At 59.3% G+C, this 21028-nt stretch carries 21 protein-coding genes and 1 pseudogene; 9 read left to right on the plus strand and 13 right to left on the minus strand.

Annotation, left to right across the window (positions count from 1 at the left end; all coding sequences use genetic code 11):
- Both IEV75_RS10715 and IEV75_RS10720 read right to left on the minus strand, forming a co-directional pair.
- Positions 1-1370, minus strand: a 1370-nt coding sequence (locus IEV75_RS10715) for an RHS repeat domain-containing protein (RefSeq protein ID WP_188452569.1), incomplete at its 3' end; no start/stop codon positions are given.
- 98 nt (positions 1371-1468) lie between these two features.
- Positions 1469-1687, minus strand: coding sequence for a hypothetical protein (locus IEV75_RS10720; protein WP_188452668.1), 219 nt, complete (start codon positions 1685-1687; stop codon positions 1469-1471).
- 265 nt (positions 1688-1952) lie between these two features.
- On the opposite strand from IEV75_RS10720, the gene IEV75_RS10725 reads away from it, so the two are divergent.
- Positions 1953-2594, plus strand: coding sequence for an SOS response-associated peptidase (locus IEV75_RS10725; RefSeq protein WP_188452570.1), 642 nt, complete (start codon positions 1953-1955; stop codon positions 2592-2594).
- On the opposite strand, the gene IEV75_RS10730 is transcribed toward IEV75_RS10725, so the two are convergent.
- The gene (locus tag IEV75_RS10730; protein WP_188452571.1) at positions 2551-2871 is read right to left on the minus strand and encodes a hypothetical protein; all 321 of its coding nucleotides are present in this window, start codon (positions 2869-2871) and stop codon (positions 2551-2553) included. The genes IEV75_RS10725 and IEV75_RS10730 overlap by 44 nt on opposite strands.
- Before the next feature lie 205 nt (positions 2872-3076).
- On the opposite strand from IEV75_RS10730, the gene IEV75_RS10735 reads away from it, so the two are divergent.
- Complete coding sequence (locus tag IEV75_RS10735; RefSeq protein WP_188452572.1) at positions 3077-3979, plus strand: endonuclease/exonuclease/phosphatase family protein; 903 nt, start codon at positions 3077-3079, stop codon at positions 3977-3979.
- 246 nt (positions 3980-4225) lie between these two features.
- The gene (locus IEV75_RS10740) at positions 4226-4756 is read left to right on the plus strand and encodes a hypothetical protein (protein WP_188452573.1); all 531 of its coding nucleotides are present in this window, start codon (positions 4226-4228) and stop codon (positions 4754-4756) included.
- A gap of 349 nt (positions 4757-5105) precedes the next feature.
- Here IEV75_RS10740 and IEV75_RS10745 read toward each other — a convergent pair whose 3' ends face one another.
- From IEV75_RS10745 to IEV75_RS10760, 4 genes are read right to left on the minus strand one after another with little or no spacing between them, the layout of a single operon-like run.
- Complete coding sequence (locus IEV75_RS10745; RefSeq protein WP_188452574.1) at positions 5106-5525, minus strand: helix-turn-helix domain-containing protein; 420 nt, start codon at positions 5523-5525, stop codon at positions 5106-5108.
- A 17-nt stretch (positions 5526-5542) separates the two neighbouring features.
- Complete coding sequence (locus tag IEV75_RS10750) at positions 5543-5986, minus strand: hypothetical protein (protein WP_188452575.1); 444 nt, start codon at positions 5984-5986, stop codon at positions 5543-5545.
- A complete protein-coding gene (locus IEV75_RS10755) occupies positions 5976-7973 on the minus strand; it encodes a tetratricopeptide repeat protein (RefSeq protein ID WP_188452576.1) in 1998 nt (665 codons plus the stop codon). The genes IEV75_RS10750 and IEV75_RS10755 overlap by 11 nt, the downstream gene beginning before the upstream one ends.
- The gene (locus tag IEV75_RS10760) at positions 7966-8475 is read right to left on the minus strand and encodes a hypothetical protein (RefSeq protein WP_188452577.1); all 510 of its coding nucleotides are present in this window, start codon (positions 8473-8475) and stop codon (positions 7966-7968) included. The genes IEV75_RS10755 and IEV75_RS10760 overlap by 8 nt, the downstream gene beginning before the upstream one ends.
- A 169-nt stretch (positions 8476-8644) precedes the next feature.
- Here IEV75_RS10760 and IEV75_RS14070 point away from each other — a divergent pair, with 169 nt between their 5' ends.
- The gene (locus tag IEV75_RS14070) at positions 8645-8866 is read left to right on the plus strand and encodes an SOS response-associated peptidase family protein (RefSeq protein WP_373290531.1); all 222 of its coding nucleotides are present in this window, start codon (positions 8645-8647) and stop codon (positions 8864-8866) included.
- A gap of 161 nt (positions 8867-9027) precedes the next feature.
- On the opposite strand, the gene IEV75_RS10770 is transcribed toward IEV75_RS14070, so the two are convergent.
- The 3 genes from IEV75_RS10770 to IEV75_RS10780 form a co-directional block, all read right to left on the minus strand.
- Positions 9028-9357: a HigA family addiction module antitoxin gene (locus IEV75_RS10770; RefSeq protein WP_188452578.1), complete on the minus strand. Its 330-nt coding sequence runs from the start codon at positions 9355-9357 to the stop codon at positions 9028-9030.
- A gap of 9 nt (positions 9358-9366) precedes the next feature.
- Positions 9367-9657: a type II toxin-antitoxin system RelE/ParE family toxin gene (locus tag IEV75_RS10775; RefSeq protein WP_188452579.1), complete on the minus strand. Its 291-nt coding sequence runs from the start codon at positions 9655-9657 to the stop codon at positions 9367-9369.
- Between the two features lie 94 nt (positions 9658-9751).
- On the minus strand, positions 9752-9982 hold the full coding sequence (locus tag IEV75_RS10780; RefSeq protein WP_188452580.1) for a hypothetical protein: 231 nt from the start codon (positions 9980-9982) through the stop codon (positions 9752-9754).
- Between IEV75_RS10780 and IEV75_RS13930 the strand changes: the two are divergent.
- A pseudogene (locus tag IEV75_RS13930) lies at positions 9966-10640 on the plus strand (DDE-type integrase/transposase/recombinase); the annotation flags it as partial. The gene IEV75_RS10780 and the pseudogene IEV75_RS13930 overlap by 17 nt on opposite strands.
- Before the next feature lie 602 nt (positions 10641-11242).
- Here the strand turns inward: IEV75_RS13930 and IEV75_RS10795 are convergent.
- Positions 11243-11512: a hypothetical protein gene (locus IEV75_RS10795; protein ID WP_188452583.1), complete on the minus strand. Its 270-nt coding sequence runs from the start codon at positions 11510-11512 to the stop codon at positions 11243-11245.
- Positions 11513-11672: 160 nt separating this feature from the next.
- Positions 11673-12905, minus strand: coding sequence for a beta-barrel domain-containing protein (locus tag IEV75_RS10800; protein ID WP_188452584.1), 1233 nt, complete (start codon positions 12903-12905; stop codon positions 11673-11675).
- Between the two features lie 83 nt (positions 12906-12988).
- Here IEV75_RS10800 and IEV75_RS10805 point away from each other — a divergent pair, with 83 nt between their 5' ends.
- Positions 12989-15076, plus strand: coding sequence for a peptidase domain-containing ABC transporter (locus tag IEV75_RS10805; protein WP_188452585.1), 2088 nt, complete (start codon positions 12989-12991; stop codon positions 15074-15076).
- Positions 15077-15109: 33 nt separating this feature from the next.
- On the opposite strand, the gene IEV75_RS10810 is transcribed toward IEV75_RS10805, so the two are convergent.
- Positions 15110-15550 (minus strand): hypothetical protein, encoded by a 441-nt coding sequence (locus IEV75_RS10810; RefSeq protein ID WP_188452586.1) that lies wholly within the window; start codon positions 15548-15550, stop codon positions 15110-15112.
- A 761-nt stretch (positions 15551-16311) separates the two neighbouring features.
- Here IEV75_RS10810 and traN point away from each other — a divergent pair.
- The 3 genes from traN to IEV75_RS10825 are packed head-to-tail and all read left to right on the plus strand — an operon-like array spanning position 16312 to position 21027.
- On the plus strand, positions 16312-18783 hold the full coding sequence (traN, locus tag IEV75_RS10815) for a conjugal transfer protein TraN (RefSeq protein ID WP_188452587.1): 2472 nt from the start codon (positions 16312-16314) through the stop codon (positions 18781-18783).
- Positions 18776-19597, plus strand: coding sequence for a conjugal transfer protein TraF (locus IEV75_RS10820; RefSeq protein WP_188452588.1), 822 nt, complete (start codon positions 18776-18778; stop codon positions 19595-19597). Before traN ends, IEV75_RS10820 begins: the two co-directional genes overlap by 8 nt.
- Positions 19597-21027, plus strand: coding sequence for a conjugal transfer protein TraH (locus tag IEV75_RS10825; protein ID WP_188452589.1), 1431 nt, complete (start codon positions 19597-19599; stop codon positions 21025-21027). The genes IEV75_RS10820 and IEV75_RS10825 overlap by 1 nt, the downstream gene beginning before the upstream one ends.
- The last annotated feature ends 1 nt before the right edge of the window (position 21028 follow it).

The raw sequence follows: 21028 nt of genomic DNA on the forward strand, positions 1-21028 counted from the left end.
TTCGAACACGAGGACGGGTAGCCGGCACTGGTCACCAGGTCGGGAAGGCCTGTGCCCGGCTTGGCCACACGGCGTACCTCGGTGACATTGCCGCGCGCATCATAAGCGTAGCGCACCTCATTGCCTTCCGGGTAAATGACCTTGGTCACCCGGCCATGACTGTCATGCTCAAGGCTCGTCGTCTGGCCCACACCGTTCGTGCTCGAGACCGGCAGGCCCGTCGACAGGTTCGAGACCAGCACGTCAGTATGGCCCAGAGGGCTCGTCACCGTCGTCGTGCGCTGGCCGCCAGAGTCGCTATAGGCATAGGTCCAGGTCTGAGAGCCGCCATAGGTGATGGAGGACACCCGGCCCGCGCCGTTATAGGCATAGCTCACATCGTTGGACGAAGAGCCTGGAACGCGGATCGACGAGATCCGCCCGCCCGAAAACGTGTAGCGCGTCACCCGGCCGAGATTATCGGTCAACGTGCGCACATTGCTGGAGGGCTGATCGATATCAAGGCTCGGCCAGTCCTGCGTAAGACCGGTGCATGTCCAGCTTGATGGCGCACACGCGTCCACCGCATTGTTGAGCGCCATGACGCTGTCAGTGCGCTCCCACGCCTCACGCAGATGGGCCACATCCTCATAGCTCTGATGGGACGGGATCAGGATGTTGTGGGCGTTATATCCGTAGGAAAAGTGCAGCTGATAGCCGAAATTATTGGTCACGGACTGAAGGCGCGCCACCAGCGCCAGGGTCTGGTATTCGCCCCCGAACCATTGCTGCAGGACCTGCAGGAAATTGTAGTGATAGGTGGTGATCTCGCCTGACGGGTGCTCGAGACTGGTGATCAGGAATTTCAGGCTGCCCGGCGCATAGCCCGACTGATAACCGCCCAGCGCAAAGACCGCCGTCGATCCATCCCGCATCACGAACGTATAGGTCGCGCCCGCGCCGGTGCCGGTACGCGTCAGCGTGGCGCCGCGCCGCTGGTCAGACACGAATACCGAGCCTGACAGGGTGAAGGTTTCCACCTGGCCGCCAACGGCCACCGTGTAGACGCTCCCATCGACCGTGACCGTACCCATGACGCTGTGGGCCCAGTCATCGGCCAGCGAGCTGGTCAGGCTGTTGGCATAGGACAGCCCGCCCGATGACGGATCGCCGATGGAGATGCCCGGCGTGCCCGACAGGATCTGACCGGTCAGCAGATCGATCCCGCGTTCATCAACCGCGCTGAAAACCGGCGCTATCCCGCCTTGTGCCCAGGCCGCAGGCGATGACAGGACCAGGACAAGTGCGCCAAGAAGGCCCGCCAGCCGCCTGACTGAAACCCCGTTCAGGCAGAGCTCCGCCCTGGCCAGCACACCGCCCCTATGCCCCATTTTCACAATCCCCGATGTAAAACCAGACAGTAAAACCAATCTGAAATTGAACAGGCGGACGCACGCTCGCGCGCCCGGACACAAAAAAACCGGAGCCCCTAAGCCCCGGTCACCTTCTTGCGGATGCGGTTGTGAGCCGCGTCATATTCATACTCGGTGCGGATACCGTGGCTGACACCGCCAGACCGCTGGACATCCACCAGACGGCCGCGGGTGTCGTAAGTGTAACTCTCTGTCGTCGAGCTACCCGACTGGGCCGAAACAGCCACAGAAACCGCCAGAACAAGCGGCGAAACACACGACAGAACAATCATCATCCCGCCCCCGTAACCGAACACCCCAAAGCGTCATGCAACCGCAGAGACCCGTCAAACAAAAAACACCACCGCCGGGAATATTTTTTATAACCACCCGAAAACAATAAAAGTCCCGCTATAAAAGCAACCCCGGAAACGCCACTCATCCGGCTCGGCGCCCACCAGAACTCCCCCGCCCCACCGCCAATAGTCGCGCCTGAAAGCGGTCAATGCCCCCTGCCCTCGCGCCCTTCCCGGTACTTGAGAGAATCGCTAGCGTCGCGTGATGTGCGGACGCTACGCCACCGGCGAGACAACATGGGAACAATACCGGGCCTGGCTCAATCTTACAGGTGAGCCGCCCCGCTCCAATCTGGAGCCGCGTTTCAATATCGCCCCTACTGTGCAAGCGCCCTTCGCCATGGAAGCAGACGGGGAGCGTAAGCTGACATTCGGGCGGTGGGGCATCTGGCACCGATGGATGGACGGCAAACGCCTTTCGACCTTCAACGCCCGGGCAGAAGGGCTGGCCGACTCGCGCCTCTATGCGCCCTTGCTGGCAAGCGGGCGCTGTCTCGTACCTGCGGTGGGCTTTTATGAGTGGACCGGGCCAAAGGGTAAGCGCCAACCCCATTTCATCCGGCATCCAAGCGAGCCGCTACTGGTGTTTGCGGGGTTATGGACCAGCGCCATGAAGGATGGTGAGCCGGCGGCGAGCTTCACCATTATCACCTGCCCGGCCAATGCCCAGATGGCCCCTATCCATGACCGGATGCCAGTCATTCTGGATGCGAAGACGCGCGAGGCATGGATGGACGGGGCAGACCCGGCAAGCGCGTTGGAGCCATGGACAGGAATGCTGGAGATCTACCCGGTGCAGCCACTCAGGCGCGAGGATGGTCCGCATCAGGTTGTGCCCACCCCTTGACCGGTCCGCGCGTCTGGCAGTGATAGGCGAAGCTCTTTTCGCACGACTTCCACCGCGCCACCTCGCTTTCCTGTGTCGGGATGGCGTTAGGCGGGCCGCTCCAGAGCGTGTGAATGTCCGGGCGGTAGCCGCACTCTGCGCACACGGCCTTGCGCCGCAACCGCGCAAACAGGGCCACCGTGGCGTGCGATGACATGGCCGGATCAAGGCGCATGCCCGCCCGGCGCCCGCACCGGGCACATTCTGACAGAGCCGCATAGACAAACATATTGGTCATGGGCCAGAACTTACCTGCAAGCCCGGCGGGCGCGCATAGGCGCTGGACAGTTTTCCACCGCTTGCGCGCTGGCAGGCTACTCGATTATTTCAAATGACCGTCTTGCCCGTCATTATTCCCAGCCACCGGCGAGCTTGCGCACCTCCCCAGGAGTGGGGATTATCCGCCTTAAGCCCCTTCCCGGTCAGTTTCAGAGGTGCTCGACATGAAATGGGTAATGGCCGGTCTTTCTGCGCTCAGCCTTGCAGCTTGCGATGCTGGCTCTCCCACGCCCTCTGCTGGGCCGGCAGAGGGCGTGCGGATCGCCTCCTGGAATATCGAGCACCTTGCCGCTGAGAATGGGCATGGCTGTGCCCCTCGCGATGATGAGGGCTATGCACGCGTTGCGGCGGTCATTGATGACATCGATGCCGACATCTGGCTCTTGCAGGAGGTCGAGAACGAGGTGGCGCTTGCACGGGTTTTCAACCCGGATGAGTGGACCTTCCACATCGAGGCGCGTCCAGCTGGTGCGGCAGACGATTACCCGCTCTGCCGGGGACGTTATGACGGCACGCGCCTGACCATGCAGGCGACGGCCATCGCGGTGCGAAACGGTATTGAGCACCAGCCACTGCCCGCCTTGCAGGCGCTCGATGTCGAGGGCAATGACAGGCTTCGCTGGGGCGTTGCCATCACCCTTCCCGGCGAAACCCCCACCGACATCATGAGCGTTCACCTGAAATCAGGCTGTTTTAGCGGGAGTGATGCCAGCGCCTGCCCGGTTCTCCTGGACCAGGTACCGGTATTGGAAAGCTGGATCGATGAGCGCAGCGCGGCTGGCCGGGCCGTGATCGTCGGCGGCGACTTCAACCGCCGACTCGAGACCGATGGCGATGCCGTCTGGCTGGATCTCAATGACGGTAATCCTGCCCCGCTCGCAATTGCGGGTGCGGGCATCGGCCCGAGGTGCAATCCGCGCTACCGTGAGTTCATTGACTTTATCGTCTTCAACGAGGCGGCAGGGCGCAGCAAGGTTGAGGGCTCCTTCTTCGAGACGACCTTCTCCGGCCCGCGCGACACCCACCCGTCTGACCATTGTCCAATTGGCGCGGTATTTCGCTACTGAATTGGCCGTACCGGCGCTTGATGGGCCCTGCCTGCACCACCCTCGCCAGCAAATTCCGATGGTATGAGCGCAGTGCACCGGCGTTCGCGGCAAGGCCGATCGGGATGTGCAGCAGCTCTTTTCTCAAGGAGCCTGCGCGCAAGCTATTGCCCCACTTCGAGATTTCAATTTTTCGAGAAATCTGCTTGCCAGACTTCACATTCTAGATTGTATTATTCAATTATTGATTGTGGCGGGGAAATTAACATGAATCGTATCGCTATCGCGGCGCTAATAGCCGGCTTGGCTCTGTCTGGGTGTGCCAAGCTACATTCAACCGGAATCGCTTACCGGGATCCAAGTCAATCGCGTGTTTTCATCTGGCGATCAGACTACTCGGCCGGTATCGCAACCGAGGATGGGATTTGTGCACAGGGCGCCCTGACCGCACGCGCCAGCGAGACCAATCTCGATATGGGCGTCAGTGATCGCGCACTTGCCCTTCTGCAATCGCCCGCCCTCTCAGAGCAGGCGGAAGAGCTGGTGGGAATTGCCAGCCGTCAGGCCCAGACGGTCATGCTGACGAATGCGACCAATGGTCAGACCGCTTTTGCCAATATCGCCTACTTCTATTTATGCCAGATCAGCCTGAACGGTCAGCTGTCAGAAGACACCATCCAGACAATGTGGGCAGACACGACCCGAGCCGTAGCCTCTATCGCCCAGACGGGGCTCACCCCGGCATCTGTGCAGAGCCCCAACCAGGATACCGGTCAAAGTGACAATAGACCCCAATAGGCGGGTTTGCTGGGTGACCAGTGCCCTGTCCTTTTAGGGCATGGGCTAGTATTTCCTAGCACCCACCGGAACCAAAGCCTTGAGCAGGCCGACCGTAGCATCAAGATGGCGGCGCACGGCACTGACCAATCTGATATCAGCGCTGTATTCGGTGGCAGCCATTTGCGCCACTTGCACGAACATTAACAACTGAGAGGCTACAGGCTGAACGGCCGGGCGCGGGACTTTCAGGGTTGCGCGCCGGGCAAGCCGCCACCGCGCGAGCGTGACAGTCTCCTGCCCGGCATCACCTGCAACATGGGAGGTTTAGCCAACAGCCAAGCTGCCGAAAGGGTTGGCCATCAGGGGCCTATTTTTCTTTTCCCGGTGCCTCGCCCAGAGAGCCCGCCAGTTTCAAGAGGTGCCGGCGGATTTTGGGATCCTCGATACGATTGAAGGCCTGGGCGAGTTGCACCCCTTCCCGGCTTCCCACGAAGGCCGAGATTATAGTGGCCTCCTCCTCGCTGCGTTTCGAGGGGTCTACCGCCTGGTCAAAGTCCTCGTAGAAATACCCAACAGGCACCTCCAGGGCGCGGGCCAGCTCATAAAGCCGGCCTGCCCCGATCCGGTTGACCCCGTTCTCGTATTTCTGAAGCTGCTGGAAGGTAATCCCAAGCCTGGCCGCGAGTGCCTGCTGGGATATCTGCATGACCCGGCGGCGCAGCCGGATACGGATACCCACATGCCGGTCAATCAAATTGGGTGATCGCGGGCTGTCTTTGCTTGCCATGATGTGCCTCTTCGTCCCTACACCTTTTCGCGATCGCTATTTTCAATGGCCGGATCACAGGATGCCAGCTCGCCGGTCTGCCTGTGCCTGACGATTATCTGATAGCGGTATGCCTTCATGATCTCGCACGCATCATCAAGTACGACACTTCTGCGTTCCGGATCACCGAAGCTTACCTCGAAATCATCCGATTGCGGAAATATGGCAAGTCCGGGCCAGGTTTTCCCGTCCAGCTCGAACTCGTGGAACTCCCAGTCCTCATCGGCCAACGCAAAGATAAAGCGCGTGGGATAGGTTGCCTGGAAGTCACCCGAACCCGCACCAATATAGACCTTGTGGGCGTTCTGGGCGGCACCGGAAGCGACCTCCTGATAGGGTAAGACCCTTACCAGTATGTGCAGGACATTGGGGCCTTCATGGCCAGCGCCGGTGAAAATCTCTGTGTCGCTTCTAGCCGTCATTTCCTGTCCTCTCCCTGTTCAGTGTCGAAGCTGTCTCTGGAGCCTCCGGACGCGCCCAGAAACTCACATAATCGGGGCGCGCATAGCCTGCCTCTTCAAGCTCTGCGCGGATCGTCAACGCCTGATCGCGCTCACCGGCCAGCCAGTAAACACGCGACACCAGATCGCGCGTCCGCAGGTCGCGAACCGTCTCGATATCGCCAGTCAGCGCCAGCGCTTCACGCGCCACCCGCGGCGCTTCTGGCCTGCCAAGCGCGATGAATGCATCGTACCGGAGAAGCTGAGCTCTCAGGGCGAGCAGGCGCGCATTGGCACGGCCCGATTCCAGCTCCGGGGTCAGACCGGCAAGGGCATTGGCCGCGCTCACGGCGGCTTCATCATAAGCCGCGGCCGCTAGCGCGACCTGACCGGAGAGAATGTCAAAGCTTGCATTCTCGAGTACGCGGCCATCATTGCTGCCTTGCGGATCCCGGCTTACCCGCAGCCGCCGCGCCCTGTCGATCAGCAGCTGAGCGCGGATAAGTGCGCTTTCGAACAGCGCCAGTTCCGCCCGGTCACGCTGGACACTCAACAATAGCCGCAAATAGCGTGCATTTTCAGGATCCAGAGCGACAAGCCCCTCCAGGATGGCGGCGGCGCGCTCCAGTGCCTCTGCGGCCCTGGCAGTCTCGCCAACATCCACCCGTAGTGCCGCTTCGGCATGCGCCGCATTGGCCAGCCGGACGGCGGTCAGATTATTGTCAGGATCGTCTCTCAATTGACCGGTAAATATATCTGCCTCGCGCCCGCGTGTGTCAGCAGCCTCGGCCAGCTGGCCATTGGCTCTATACGCGTCGGCAGCCCAGCCCAGGGCGTTCGCGAGCTCGCCAGCATACTCGCCATATTCGCGCTGGAGCGCCTCATATCCGCTGATGGCAGCCTGAAGGGAAGCAAGTGCCAGGTCAGGCTCGTCACTTTCAAGGGACATCACGGCCGAGTTCAGATGGGCGCTGGCGGCACGCTGGCGCGCATCACGGCTGTCCGGTGCAAGTGCCAGGAGCGCATCGGCATATTCCCGGCTCGCATCCAGCGAGGACCGCGCCCTTTCAATATCTCCGGCGCGATAGGCGGACACGCCGGCGGACGAGGTCAGCTCCGCCAGGGCCAGCAGGCTGTCCGTATCCGGCGGGCCGGCGGGCCATTCGTTGCCCATCTCCATGGCCGTCGAATAGGCCTGCATCGCACCAGAGGGGTCACCGGCGAGATCACGCGCCTCGGCAAGCCAGGTCAGGAGCCGGATGCGCCGGACCCTGTCAGCATCGTTAGGCGCATGAGGCATGCCGCGATCAAGGATGGCCTCACCCGCCGTAATCATCACGCTCTGGCGGGCACCGGCCTGCAAGGGGGTAGCGATCTCGATCAGCTGACTGTCGGCAAAGCGGATGGCTTCGGCCTCTGCAGCGCGGGCGCGTTCCAGTTCATGACCCAGCTGGACATTGAAGATGCCAAGCGTCAGGCAGATGGCCACGGCGGCCGTCAGCGCGATGAAGGAGCTGCGCAGATACAGACCGCGCCGCGTCTGGGGCGCAGACCTGCCTGCCATGTCCAGAAGCTTCTTGCCCACCGCATCGATATCTGCCGGTTCCCGGTCGGGGCAGATGGACCCGGCGAGAAATGGTGGCGGGAGGGATACCAGAAGCCCGTCCGGTCCGCGATCGCAGACGAGTACCGGCGGCAGGACCCCCTCGCTGGCGCCTCCAAGCTCCACACGCAGAAGGCGTTCGCGTGGAGCGAACCTTAGAAACCCCGTAACGGCGCGGCTGACCGCAAGGTCTTCCACCGTGGCGTCTGAATAACATACGACAAGCCAGCCCGGCACGGGATCGGTCCCGGCATTCCAGCCCACGACCACCGAACTGCCCTGGCGCATCAGCCAGGCGGCCAGCCCCCAGACACGGGCGCGGTCGCCGTCCGAACAGACCAGCGCGATGACAGGGGCATCATTCATGGCCCTGCCCTCCGTTCAGGCAGGCTTGAGACCGTCCCGATTCCGCGGCTCCTGCTTTCAGTCCGCCAGTGAGTAATTCCCCGGCCAGATCCGTCAGACGGGCGGCCAACGCTGATCGTTGCCCGGCTGTAAGCGGCGCTGCAGCGTACAGCAACTCAGCATAAGCAATATCGAGCTCACGCATGGAGCCAGGGTCAACCGGCACAAAAGAGGTGATCGGCACACTCAGGATGCGCGCAATCTCCACCGCTTCAGGAAAGCTCGGATCGGCGCCATCATAAATCTGCATGAGGCGGGCAAGCCCCAGGAACTCGATCAGCTCCTGCTCCGCAGCGAGACCGCGATGTGATGCAATAAGCTGAACGCTCGCCCCGAAACTGGGTAACGAGAATTTTTTGGCTGCCTCTTCACCCCGTCCGGCCAAATCCCCAACCCGGTCAGCTGCCCCTAGAGAATCAATCATTTGTAGCAAATTGCTTTTCTCGCAACCCCTCACTGCCATTATGCTACTTATACGAACAATCTATCCACTTACAACCACCACGTACGCCGCAATTCTGGTGAAATTATCGTCAAGGGCGTAGGGCGTGGTCATGCCAGCCCGGACAGAAGGGCTGGAAAGCTCGCGCCTCTATGCGCCATTGCTGTAATGGGCGCTGTCTCGTACCGCCATCGGCTTCAAAGAGTGGTCCGGGCCAAAGGGTAAGCGCCAACCCCGTTTCATCCGTCATCCCAGCGCGCCGCTGCTGGTATTTGTTGGGCTATGGGCAAGTGCGATGAAGGATGGCGATCCGGTGACAAGTTTCACGATCGTGACGTGTCCGGCCAATGCCCAGGTCGAGCCGGTTCACGACCGTATGCCGGTGACCTTGAGCGAAAACCAACGAGAATAATGGATGCGCGGCGGGGCACCTGTAGAGATATGTGTCCCGTTCATGGGAATGCTGGATATCTACCCGGTCAAGGGCCCGATAATGGGAGAAGGAGAGCAGCTAGTACGGCGCTGGTGATGGAGATACGGCAGGAATCAAGTCTGGAAAGCGTCGAATATTAATCAAACTGACGCCGGTGCCCCGTCAGCGCGCGCCCTGAAAGGCGCAACATGGATCTCACCCTCGCGCTTTCGGGTCTGCGCGATGTCGTAGCTGTTCTGCATGCGCATGAGGGTGTCCATCGACACACCGAACGCCTTCTCGATACGCAACGCCATTTCCGGCGACAGGTGCGCGCGCTCGTTGAGCAAGGTGGAAAGCGTCGCGCGCGTCACACCCAGAACCTCCGCTGCCGCCGTAACGGACAGACCCAGCGGCTCGATGATCTCATGCTTGATGAAACCGCCGGGATGGGCCGGGCTTTTCAAACGGATGCCTGTGATCGCGGCCATGGCTGCCTCCTAGTGGTCATCCTCGTAATCGAGGTCGATAATCTCAATCTCGTCACGGTCGATCCGAAACGTCATGCGCCAGTTCCTGGTCACGAACAGGCTCCACGTCCCTTTCCTGTTGCCTGTCAGCTTATGGGCTTTCCAACTTGGCACGGTGCGCAGCTCTTCCTCGCGCTCCATGTCCTGAAGGAAAGTGACCATGCGCCGAAGTTTGGCGATAACAGCGGGCTGAAGCCCGCTTTCATCATCATCCTCGATGAACCGCCGCAATCCCTTGTGGATCACGTTTTTGATCTTCATGGCAGTTCCTAATCCCTTAAGTGTACGGTGTCAAGTTACGGCGTACATGTCAACAAGGTGAGACGTCAAGCTAGCCCAGCGTTCATGGAATTGCTCATGCCCGCCCTTCCGTAAAGCGGCGCGGCCTCTCAGCAAGCGCGAAGAGGATGTGGTTGAGATAGCTGTTCAGCTCTCCGCCCAGAGGCGCTTGCAGTTCGTCCCATCCGGCCGAGCGGAAAATGAAGCCGGCAGGGCCATAATGGTGGGCGAAGGGATTGTCGCTGGTGTGGGCTGCTACAGTGACCTGAGCCCCGTTTGGTCCCGCATTTGAATGGAGATCTGTCACAAAGCGGGCTGCGGCGCGACGGGTGACCGAGACCTACGACATCTCCCAGCGCCGGGCCTGCTGACTGGTCAGCGTCGATCCAAAGGCCGTCAGACGTGAGGCCGTCCCGGATAATCCGGAGTCGCGCTCGCGCATGCGCGAGACCGCGATCGTGCGCCGCCGGTTCGACTATCGGCGCATCGGGCTGATGCTTGAGCGCGAGGGCATCGTGATGAACCAGAAGAAGCTCCGGCGTCTCTACAAGGAGGAAGGCTTGTCGGTGTAGCGCCGCAGGGGCCGCAAGCGTGCCACCGGCACACGCGAACCCATGCTGGCACCAGACGCCCCTTTACAGCGCTGGAGTCTGGATTTCGTATCTGATGTGTTCGGCATCGGACGCCAGTTCCACATGCTGTGCGTGATCGACGACTACACGCGTGAGTGTCTCGCCCTTGTGGCGGACACGTCGCTGTCTGGCGCAAGGGTCGTGCGCGAGCGGGAGCGCTGCATCCGGCTATACGGCAGGCCTGATACCATCGTGTTGGACAACGGGACCGAACTGACCAGCCGGGCGATCCTGGAATGGCAGAACCAAACCGGTATCGCCTGGCACTATATCGCGCCGGGCAAGCCCCGGCAGACCGGCTTCGTCGAGAGCTTCAATGGCCCCCTCTCGGACCATGCCAAGCATCTCAAATCAGTAAATATAAGTCAGCCCTTTAATTAATAAGTCGCTGTCAGCTTTAAAATAGGTAATATTATATCTAATAAATGGAATCGCATTAGCGCCCACATGACTTATATATAATGAAGCTACGCAAATATTGAATTTGAAACGTGGCCTCAAAAACATGTATTGCATGTAAAATGCAGAAAATGCGAATGATGCAGCCAATCCAAAAACGAAAGAGTTATACAATGCGCCGTGAATAACACCCCAAGCAAAACCAGCTAATAGCACTGCTGGAAAATAATGCCAAATAGTAATTTTGTTAAAGATGCTCTTCAGAATAAGTGAGTACAAACTGTAAGATGCAATTATAAGAAAAGATTCAATTAATGGTGAAAAAATCATCGAATCCAGTACATATATAATATAATCCATAATGCCTACTGCCACGACACATTATGAAAAAATAATACAAATAACGCAGATACGATACGGACAATCATGCCAAATATAAAACTTATAACTAATATAATAGTCATTTTCTTCATATTGAGACCCTCATCAGCCGCTGTGATTTCTGTATAAAATAGAAATCACAGCGGCTGAAATATCTACATTCCTACAGGCTCTAGATGAGGAATCCACTCTCCATCTTCTCGTTGTTCGGCAGCTCTGTCTGCACGATCTTGCCAGAGCCAATCTATAATCGCACCGCCGGTGCTGAATGGATTATCAAGCACAGTACCGATAGCCTCAAATGGCCCCCATGGCTCCTGACCCTTGAATTGATCGTGGCTAATGGGGCCATTGTCGTGCGGTTTGACGTCCCCTTTCTCTCCACCACAGACTATTTCCATTTCTGCTGAACTTAGTTTGCGCATATTTCACACTCCGTTCTGAATCAATGGCAACAATTCGCATCCATAGGGTGGGCGTTCACCCAAGACACAACTGAGGGTCGTGCACAAGACTTGCCGTGTCAAGACAGTTTCAGTTCCTTTGTGTCCCCGCACCACAAACACCGGCTGTATCGGTAGACCTTCACTGCCCCCTCATGGCGACCACTGGATCGACAAACCATCGCCATAACGGGCGCCGGTCCACGATCACGTCGGCCATCACGGTCATACCGGCTTGCAAAGAGCGCTCGTCGCCATAGGCCGACAATGCCTGTTGCCCAAGCTCCACCCGGAGCCGATATACCGGCTGGCTTACCGGAATAGGGCCCGCAACTTCGATTGGTGACAAGGCCGATGTCGAAATCTCGATCACATGCCCGTTCAGCGTACCAAAGCGCTGATAGTTGAAGGCGTCGACCCGAAGGCGCACGTCCTGGCCGTTGGCGATGAAGCCCGCAGCACTCGTCGGCACCAGAAGGTAGCCCTGGAGGACCTGGCCTTCGGGGAGAATGGCGGCGAGGGGTTGGTCCGGGCGCACCGTAGCACCCAGTTGGGCCTGTATGGCTGTGATTTGTCCGCTCACGGGCGCGCTGAGCACATAGCCGGCGGCGCGGTCCAGCTCCTGGCGAGCCTGGGAGAGGGCAGCCGCCTCACTACGAAGTCGCGACAGAGCGATATCGCGCTCTAAAGGAAGTTGTTCGAGTGCATGCTGGACTTCGCGCCGCTCGCTGCGCCGCTGGATGATCAGCGCGTCGATGTCCTCTTTCGATGTGAGCGCCGCCAAATAGCCCTGCCTGCGTTGATCGACATCAGCGCGCGGAGCAAAGCCGCGATCGGCGAGATCACGCCAGCGGGCAAGCTGCGCCTCGGCGACTTCAACACTCTCGCTCGCAAGGGCTGCGCGAACCGTAAGACGGTCCAGCTCCGAGGCAAGTGAAATCAGACGCGCTTGCAGCCTTTCTTGCTGCTGGCTGAATTGTTGGATCTGGGCTTCACGCTGCAATTGCAGTTCGCTGATCCGGCTTTCAATTTCAGCGCGCTGAGACGACGCAGAGCCGCCTTCGGCTCCGAAAAGCTCTGTACTCAGCCGGATGACCGGATCACCCGCCGAAACCGTTTGACCTTCGTCGACGAAGAGCTCTGCCACCACACCGCCGCCAACAGGGGTGATCGTAGCAATACCGCCCTCGGGCGCCAGATAGCCGACAACCGTTTCCCGGCGGGAGAACTCGGCAAAAAAGGCAAAAATGGCAACGCCAAAGGTGATGGCACTGAAAACAATGGTCATCACGGCCAGTATGCGCGGCTGGACAATGACCACCTCGCCCATCCCGGTATCGGATCTCGCTTCCAGAACCTCGCGGCGAAACAGCATCCGGCCCGGCTCTCCCGTATTGACCTTGCACCTTCAGGATGTAGCAATCTACCCAGCGGGGCAATACGAGAAACCAACCACCCATGATTGACGAGCTGTTCCATCGCGGACGGATGCCAACGATATTGCAGTCGGAAGCCTCTGAATGCGGGCTGGCCTGCCTAGCCATGGTGGCATCTCGGCATGGACGCCGGACCAACCTTGCTGAATTGCGCGCGACACTGTCACTATCCCTTAAGGGCATGACGCTGCAGGGGCTCATGCAGGCAGCTGACGGTATGGGGTTCTCCTGCCGGGCCGTGCGGTGCGAGCTGGAGGAACTCGATCAGCTCCGCCTGCCCGCGATCCTTCACTGGGATATGAACCATTTTGTGGTGCTGGCCTCGGTCAAGCGCGGACAGGCGCTTATCCATGACCCGGCACGGGGTCGGCGCGAGCTCTCTCTTGCTGAAGTGTCAAAGAGCTTTACCGGCGTTGCCCTGGAGCTGACGCCGACGCCCTTTTTCGAAACCAAGCGTACCGTTACCACGCTCAAACTGGGCGATTTCTGGTCACGCATCCGCGGGCTGTCGGGTAGTCTATGGCAGCTTTTTTTCCTGTCACTGCTGCTCCAACTGTTCGTGATCGTGGGGCCGCTGGTCAACCAGATCGTCGTCGATGAAGCGATTACCAAAGCCGATCTTGATCTTCTCAATACCGTGATCATCGGCTTCCTGATCCTGACACTCCTGCAGGTCGCCATAACGGCCATACGCGGCTTCGTTGCCATGTATCTTGGCAATCTGATGACCTTCCAGATGCAGGCCAATCTGCTGCGCCACCTCATGCGCCTGCCGGCTGACTTCTTCGAAAAGCGCCATGTAGGTGACATCGTCACCCGGTTCGGGTCCATCAACCCCATTCAAAGCCTGATCACATCTGGAGTCATCGGGGCGGCCCTAGACGGTCTGATGGCCATCGGCACGCTCATCTTCATGTTCTTCTACGCACCGACGCTGACCATGGTGGTGCTGGGTTTCCTGGCGCTGTACTTCATCGCGCGCTTTGCAAGCTTTCCCTATGTGCGGCGCATGACCGAGGAACAGATCCAGACCTCGGCAGACGTTCAGTCGCATTTTCTGGAAACAATCCGCTCGATCCGCCCGGTCAAACTCTTCGGCCGGGAAGAGCAACGCCATAATCGATGGCAGAACCTGTTCGCCACCAACATGAATATCGGTATCCGGCTGGAACGATTCGGGATCTGGTCCGGCTCTGGGCATGCTCTGTTGTCAGGTGCGCAGACGCTTATCGTTCTTTATCTCGGAGCACGCGCGGTCATTGCCGGAGACATGACGCTCGGCATGCTGTTCGCATTCCAGTCCTACAGATCATCGTTTACTGGCGCTGCGATCGGGCTGGTGAATACGCTCTTTTCTTGGCGGCTTGTCGGCCTCCATCTTGAACGCTTGGCCGACATTGCGCAGACCGAACCGGAAGAGCCGCAGGAAAAGCTTCCCACCCTGCCCCAGAGGCTTCAAGGCGCAATCCACGTACAGAATCTGCGATTCCGGTATGGCGACCAGGAGCCTTGGGTTATCGACGGCATCAACCTTGATATCGCGCCAGGCGAGAAGGTCGCCATCGTAGGCCGGTCAGGTGGCGGCAAATCCACCCTGATGAAGCTGCTTCTTGGCCTCTATACGCCGCAGGAAGGCAGCATCAGCTATGATGGCCGTAACCTTTTTCATCTGGGACGGCGTGCAGTCAGATCCCAGATTGGCGTCGTCATGCAGGATGACCGCCTGCTCTCCGGCACGCTTGCGGAGAACATTTCGTTTTTCGACACGGCATTGGATATGGGCCATGTCGAGTGGTGCGCCAAGGCTGCAGCCATCCATGATGAGATCACCGCCATGCCCATGGGCTATCTCAGCCTGGTAGGCGATATGGGCTCAGCGCTCTCAGGCGGGCAGATACAGCGCATTCTCCTCGCCCGCGCGCTCTATAACAAGCCTTCGATCCTCATGCTGGACGAAGGCACGGCTAATCTCGACAAGCAGAGCGAAGAGCGGATAACACAAGCCCTTTCCCAGATCCCCGTCACACAGATCATTATCGCTCACCGGCCTCAGGCGATCGCGTATGTTAACCGGGTTTTGGAGATGTCGGATGGGCAACTTAAAGCCTGATATCTTGTTCACCCCAACGACCAGAATTCATGATCAGACCCTACCTTCGGCCAAGAGGCGGGGCCTCTCAGCAAGCGCGAAGACGAGGTGGTTGAGATAGTAATTCAGCTCGCCGCCCAGAGGCGCTTGTAGTTCGTCCCATCCGGCCGTCCGGAAGATGAAGCCGGCAGGGCCATAATGGTGGGCGAACGGATTATCGCTGGTGTGAGCTCTAACTGCGTGATGAAGGCCCTGCTGACAGATGAGCGTCCAGGCGTCATCCAGAAACTGGTCGTCCCAGCAGACTATACCGAGGGCGATTGTTTTTTCGTTTCGCGTGATGGCGAAGGCACGAAGCGGAAGTGTGGCGCCAATGCTCGGAAAGGCGCGGGAGTGAGCTGGCTGTGCCGGAATTGACTGCATGGCGATACGCACACCAAGGTCGGACAGATCGGCGCCCTGGTAGCGATCAATGCTGGAGCAAAGCTCGATCATAGAGGGCTCACAGTCGGAGCGTTACAGATCCGTCACGAGGTCTGTGCGCAGATCGTAGATAGGCAAACGGTCTATGATCGCCATGGACAGGACTCCGGTATAGGGGTGGAGGAAATGAATGCGCCGCCCTTCCGGGCGGCGCTGAGGCATTGCCGGTAGTGGCAATCTACGATGTGGGGCAGCCTTTGGCGACCTGGGCACGCCGGATGGTAGCGAAGCGGGCATCCAGGGCCAGTTCGGCGTGGTTGCGGGCCTTGGCATTGCCGATCCCGAAATCGCCTAGACACCCGGCCGCGATCTGTGCGCGGACGTTTTCTGCCCGCTAGATACGCGCGCGCGAGTTCACGCCAGTCCGTCAGCCCGATCTCGGCCTCGCAAAGCTGGGCTTCATTCGGATAGCTCCTGGTCGAACCGTGATCGCCATGGACTTCAACGGGTGAGCCCTTCTGTGATGTGCTCCCGGCAAATCGAAAGCTATATACGTTTTGTATCTGTTACTCTCAAGCGCAAGCGGAGCGGCCTCAGGACGTTTGCCGCAAGGAAGCCACCAGGTTAACGGGTCAGAGACCCTTTTTTCCCGCTAACCTGTTGACTAAACCTTACATTTCCTACATTCTCGCTCTTGGCCGTATGGGCAATATCTCGGCCGCCAGTTTCTTGTATGCGCAGCCCCATAGGGGCTGTGCTGCGCTATGACAGGCGGAAAAGAGCCCGTGAGCCCGTTATTCATACGTTTTGTAATTGGCGTAAGCGCTTGTGTTATGGCGCTTTCTCACGGCGCGGCCATGGCCGATGGCCCGCAGTTCAATTTCCCTTCTCAGAGAAATCAGGACGCGGCGCAGGCTGCGCGGTCCGTTCAGCCACCGGATGTCGATTTCGGTGCGTTCAGACCGTCTGACCTTGGCGGGGCAGCTGAGCCGCCCGCGCATCTTCTGGATTACGGGAACAATCCTGCCCAGATGGGTAATGACGTGATGGGCCGGTATCTGGAGCCGATCACGAAGCCTGAGTACGAAGCCATTCTGGGGAACCGGTACGAAGGCGGCAGCCAGTTTGACGACATGGTTGCCGGCATGCTGGACCAGGTCGAAAATTTTGACGAATGGATTACCGATCCTGGCGGCAGTTTCGAGGAATGCACCACCGAGACAGTGGTACGCGATTACGAGACCCCGACCACCTATCACTGCTCGATCGATAATGGCGAAGGTATCGATCAACCGGCCTGCGAGCGTGTTGTCCATTATCCGGTTGATCGCGACTATGTGTATCGCTGCGAGGAAAACCGGCCGCGCACGGTGTCGAGCTGGTCAACGCAGTGCTCTGGCTTCGATAGCAACGAAGACTGCAGGCTCGAAGGGGAGGAATGCACTCAAGAAGCCGACGCGCTTCCTGATAGCTACACCTGCTATGACTGGCACGATGAGGAAGTCAGCCAGGAGCTTTGCTACCAGTCGCGCGATCTCGAAGTGGAGGAGGAATATGTCTATCGCTGCGTGCGCACGCTCGACGAAAATGGCAATGTCGTAAGCCAGAATAACTCGTGCGGGGCAGAAAACACGGGGGGATGTGTTCCGCAAGGCGGGTCGGTTTGTACAGCGACAACGCGGATCTACGAAGACACAAATTGCCATTTTATCGTCGGTTACCCTGAGACCGGGCATTTCGGGTATGGACCGCACGGCAATCTTTGCAACGGCGGGATGACTTGCATCGGTGCTGGGTGCTTGCCGGGCTCATTCCCTACAGAGGACGTCTCCCACTGTGAGATTGTCGAATATTGCGGGACGGACCTGAACGGCAATGTGAATTCGGGAGCCCCTTTCGAGCAGTGCTCGACATGGCGGCGTGAGTATCGGTGCGAAATAGGCAGCTATTGCAGCCAGGAGCGTCAGGATTACCGGTGTGATGCTCCAGTTTCAGGCGCCACGCCTATTGACGTGATTGAGCACGTAAATCTTGGGCCCTGGCAGTGGGAAGCAGGGTGTTCCTCACGCGGCAACCCAGATTGCGGGATTGTTCAAACGACCTGCGTGCAGAACACTCCGTACGGGTGTGTTCGCCGGGAGCGGCGGTATGAATGCGTCACTCGGGTGCCCGATTCTGATTGTGACCCGCCCCCGTACTGCTCAAGTCCGACGCAGCGGTGCATTGCGTTTAATGCGAATGGCCAGTGTGACAGGGTTGAGCACGTCTATGATTGCTGGGGTGATCCGGCCGGGTGTGTCGGCCGGGAGCGGACTTATGTTTGCGACAATCCGGCCGGTCCTCCGCCCGACGGCTATATCGACCATATTGGCGAGCCGGAATGGCGTGAGATTGGCTGCCCTCAGCTAGATCCGGAGTGGGAGTGCGAAGAACAGGATACCGTCTGTCTGGATGGGCCTGGCACGAAGCTTATCGATGATGTCGAGGTCTATTCGGAGTGCTGGCATGAGCGCACCGATTACATCTGCCCTGGCGTGGGAGAAACGGTCACCGATTGTAACCCTGATCCGAGCTGTGTGCTTCAGTCTGAAGAGTGCATGGACGACGATTGTCGGTCGCGCACCATGGTCTATGAGTGCGTGGAGCCGGGCGAATATGTCCAGGAGGTGGATCAGTGCCGCACGGTAAGCTGCACGAACGGTGTATGCATTGAAGTTGAACGCGATAACGCGGCAGCGCAGGCTCCGTGGGCCCTGGCGCAGCTGGCCGCGCTCTTTGAAGCGCACAATTTCGATGAAATGACATTGATGGCGGGCGAAGCGCTGCAATGTCACAAGACCGGGATCTGGAAGAATTGTTGCAGCGGCGGCGGGATCGCCATCAACTGGCTCAACGGATCCTGTAACGAGCAAGAGCAACGCCTGGCACAGGCGCGCGAGGCCGATCTGTGTGTCGATGTTGGCTGGTACTGCCATAGGCGAGGCTGGTTTGGATGCCGGCAGCAACGCCGCACATCGTGCTGCTTTGGATCGGTGCTGGCCCGGGTCATCAATGAAGAGGGCCGCGCCCAGCTGGGGCTAGATTTTGGAGAACCGGCAGACGCTGATTGTGACGGGCTGACGCCGGAGCAGTTCGCGCAGCTTGATCTCTCTTTGATGGATTTCACGCCGATGATGGCGGAAATGATGCAGGGCTTTGCGCCTGAAGGCGAAGGCTCTGTCAGCGCGCGCATCCAGCAGCGCGTGAGCGATTTCTACTCGTCGGGCGTCAATACCGACATTCCTCCAGGAGACGGTGATGATTGAGTTTGCGACACGCGCGCTCTGCGCGTGCGTCTTGGCGTTCTCTGGCCTGGCCCCTGTGTCGGCCAGAACGGTTGATAGGGATGATCTCTACTGCGCAGAGCGCGGTCTCGGACACTGGTTTTACTGCTCACGGCCGGAGCCAAAGCCTGAGGACCAGGAGCAAGATGAGGCGGTGCCCCCTGCCCCGCCAATGAGCGCGGAAGCCGCGCTTCTGGCAGAGGCAGAAGCCTTCCAGCGCAGGCTGGATGAATTGCGGTTGATGGCAGCGTATGCGCCCACAGAGGAGCGTGTGCGCGAGTACCAGGCCATGCAATGGCGGGCCATGGAAGGCGCGGCACTATTTTCGGACTTTTGGCGCCGCAATGTCTGGTCAGATCCCGCGCTGGATTATTCGGTTCGCAGGCCGGTCGCTCAGTATGCGCGCAGCGAGTGGATCGATCAGCGGTCGATGGAAATGACGGCTGATCTGGCGGGTTTGAGTGAACGCTATGGTCTCTTTTACTTCTACCGGAGCGATTGCCCCTATTGCGCGCGGTTCTCCCCCGTCTTGCGCTATTTCGCCGATAGCCATGGCGTAGAGGTCAGGGCGGTCTCAGTCGATGGAGGCCCCTCCCCTGAGTTTCCAGACGCGCGGCTGGATACCGGCCAGTTCGAGCTTTTGCTTGGCGGTCGCGAAGCGGTCGTTCCGGCCGTCATGCTGCTCAACACTGAGACCAACACCACGCATTGGGTGAGTTTCGGCGCGATCTCCGGTCAGGAGCTGGCGCAACGGATCTTTGTCACGATGTCACGCGAGCCCGGAGAGGATTACTAATGCTGAAACTGATCAGAAATATCGCTGGCATGGCCGGCGCGGCCGCGTGTGTGGCCATGATGAGCGTATCGGCCGCCAGTGGCCAGAATGTCGGGCGCGAGCTGGATGAGTTCTGGGACGGAGTGAACGTCAATGTGACCAGCCCACGCGCTGGCATGGGTCAGGCTGGCGGGTATTTTACAGGCGGATCGCTGGTGATGCGTGCGCCTCAACGCAACATTCAGCCCTTGAGTATGACGGGTCCGTCGATCAGGGCTGGGTGCGGCGGGATCGATATCTACACGGGCGGTTTCAGCTTCATTGATTCCGATCAGCTGGTGGCGATGATGCAAGCGCTTGGCGCGAATGCCACCGGGGTAGCGTTCCAGCTGGCCTTGAGCACGGTCTGCCCGATGTGTTCTGACGTGATCAGCGAGATGAATAATCTCGCCCAGGAGATCAATTCGCAGAATTTCAACTCCTGTCAGGCGGCGCAGCAGCTCATGGGGTCGGTCTGGCCGCGCCATGAAAGCGGATCGCGTGCGGTGTGCCAGATGGCAGGTTCCAGTTCAGGCATTTTCTCCGACTTTGTTTCGGCGCGTCATGGGTGCGGCCTTGGCGGTCAGACGGGTAATGTTCTCAATCATCCCGAGGCAGAGGGCCGCACGTTCACGAATGTGAACCTGGCCTGGGCGGCCCTGACAGAATTGCCATGGATGCAAGGCACGTCGCAGGACATTTCGACGGCGGAGTTCCTGATGTCCATGACCGGCACGGCCGTCATCACGATGGGAACGGGGTCAAATGCGCAGCCTGAATACCACTGGTTTCCTCCGGCCGGTGATACCGACAGGGCGCTGAGCGCGCTCATGCAGGGCGGGGAGTTTGATTACTATCGCTGCGCGGACGGCCATGAGAGTTGCCTGGTGGTCCAGACCCAGCAGGTGACGATCCCTGAGAGTCAGAGCTTGCGGGCGCGCGTGCGCAACGTGGTCGATTCCATGGCTGAGAAACTGGTGACGCGCGCGCCGCTCACAACGCAGGAGCTGGCCTTCCTGAACACCACAAGCATTCCGATTTACCGCATGCTGTCGGTACAGCACGCCCACGAGGTACAGGCCGGTAATTTCGGCATCGTGGAGGTCGATGAACGGCTGATCGATCTGATCGCTGTGGACATGGTGCACATGTTCATCGACGCAGCACTCGCAGAAACGCAGCGGTCGCGATCACGCATGGAGCTGGCGTCAGGCGAGAACGAATATCGCGAGTGGCGTGATCAGGTGCGCCAGGTCCGCCAGTTCATCCATCAGAAGCGGATCGAACTTGCTGGCGAAACGGCGCGCGATGAAGCCTTCATCGATCACTATGTCCGGATGGACCAGATCCTCTCGAACCGGCTGCAGACGCGGTTCATGCGCCAGGCCATGGCGACGCGGGGAGGCTGGTAAG

This window comes from Glycocaulis albus, from assembly GCF_014639075.1.
GTDB classification, from domain to species: domain Bacteria; phylum Pseudomonadota; class Alphaproteobacteria; order Caulobacterales; family Maricaulaceae; genus Glycocaulis; species Glycocaulis albus.

Bases quoted from the DNA above. Each gene is read 5' to 3' on its own strand.
- IEV75_RS10750 (WP_188452575.1), bottom strand. From the start codon at position 5,986: ATGACGGCTAGAAGCGACACAGAGATTTTCACCGGCGCTGGCCATGAA.
- IEV75_RS10805 (WP_188452585.1), top strand. From the start codon at position 12,989: ATGATTGACGAGCTGTTCCATCGCGGACGGATGCCAACGATATTGCAG.
- IEV75_RS10730 (WP_188452571.1), bottom strand. From the start codon at position 2,871: ATGACCAATATGTTTGTCTATGCGGCTCTGTCAGAATGTGCCCGGTGC.
- IEV75_RS10825 (WP_188452589.1), top strand. From the start codon at position 19,597: ATGCTGAAACTGATCAGAAATATCGCTGGCATGGCCGGCGCGGCCGCG.
- IEV75_RS10775 (WP_188452579.1), bottom strand. From the start codon at position 9,657: ATGAAGATCAAAAACGTGATCCACAAGGGATTGCGGCGGTTCATCGAG.
- IEV75_RS10735 (WP_188452572.1), top strand. From the start codon at position 3,077: ATGAAATGGGTAATGGCCGGTCTTTCTGCGCTCAGCCTTGCAGCTTGC.
- IEV75_RS10725 (WP_188452570.1), top strand. From the start codon at position 1,953: ATGTGCGGACGCTACGCCACCGGCGAGACAACATGGGAACAATACCGG.
- IEV75_RS10755 (WP_188452576.1), bottom strand. From the start codon at position 7,973: ATGAATGATGCCCCTGTCATCGCGCTGGTCTGTTCGGACGGCGACCGC.
- IEV75_RS10770 (WP_188452578.1), bottom strand. From the start codon at position 9,357: ATGGCCGCGATCACAGGCATCCGTTTGAAAAGCCCGGCCCATCCCGGC.
- IEV75_RS10820 (WP_188452588.1), top strand. From the start codon at position 18,776: ATGATTGAGTTTGCGACACGCGCGCTCTGCGCGTGCGTCTTGGCGTTC.
- IEV75_RS10720 (WP_188452668.1), bottom strand. From the start codon at position 1,687: ATGATGATTGTTCTGTCGTGTGTTTCGCCGCTTGTTCTGGCGGTTTCT.
- IEV75_RS10800 (WP_188452584.1), bottom strand. From the start codon at position 12,905: ATGCTGTTTCGCCGCGAGGTTCTGGAAGCGAGATCCGATACCGGGATG.
- traN (WP_188452587.1), top strand. From the start codon at position 16,312: ATGGCGCTTTCTCACGGCGCGGCCATGGCCGATGGCCCGCAGTTCAAT.
- IEV75_RS10760 (WP_188452577.1), bottom strand. From the start codon at position 8,475: ATGGCAGTGAGGGGTTGCGAGAAAAGCAATTTGCTACAAATGATTGAT.
- IEV75_RS10810 (WP_188452586.1), bottom strand. From the start codon at position 15,550: ATGATCGAGCTTTGCTCCAGCATTGATCGCTACCAGGGCGCCGATCTG.
- IEV75_RS10795 (WP_188452583.1), bottom strand. From the start codon at position 11,512: ATGCGCAAACTAAGTTCAGCAGAAATGGAAATAGTCTGTGGTGGAGAG.
- IEV75_RS10745 (WP_188452574.1), bottom strand. From the start codon at position 5,525: ATGGCAAGCAAAGACAGCCCGCGATCACCCAATTTGATTGACCGGCAT.
- IEV75_RS10740 (WP_188452573.1), top strand. From the start codon at position 4,226: ATGAATCGTATCGCTATCGCGGCGCTAATAGCCGGCTTGGCTCTGTCT.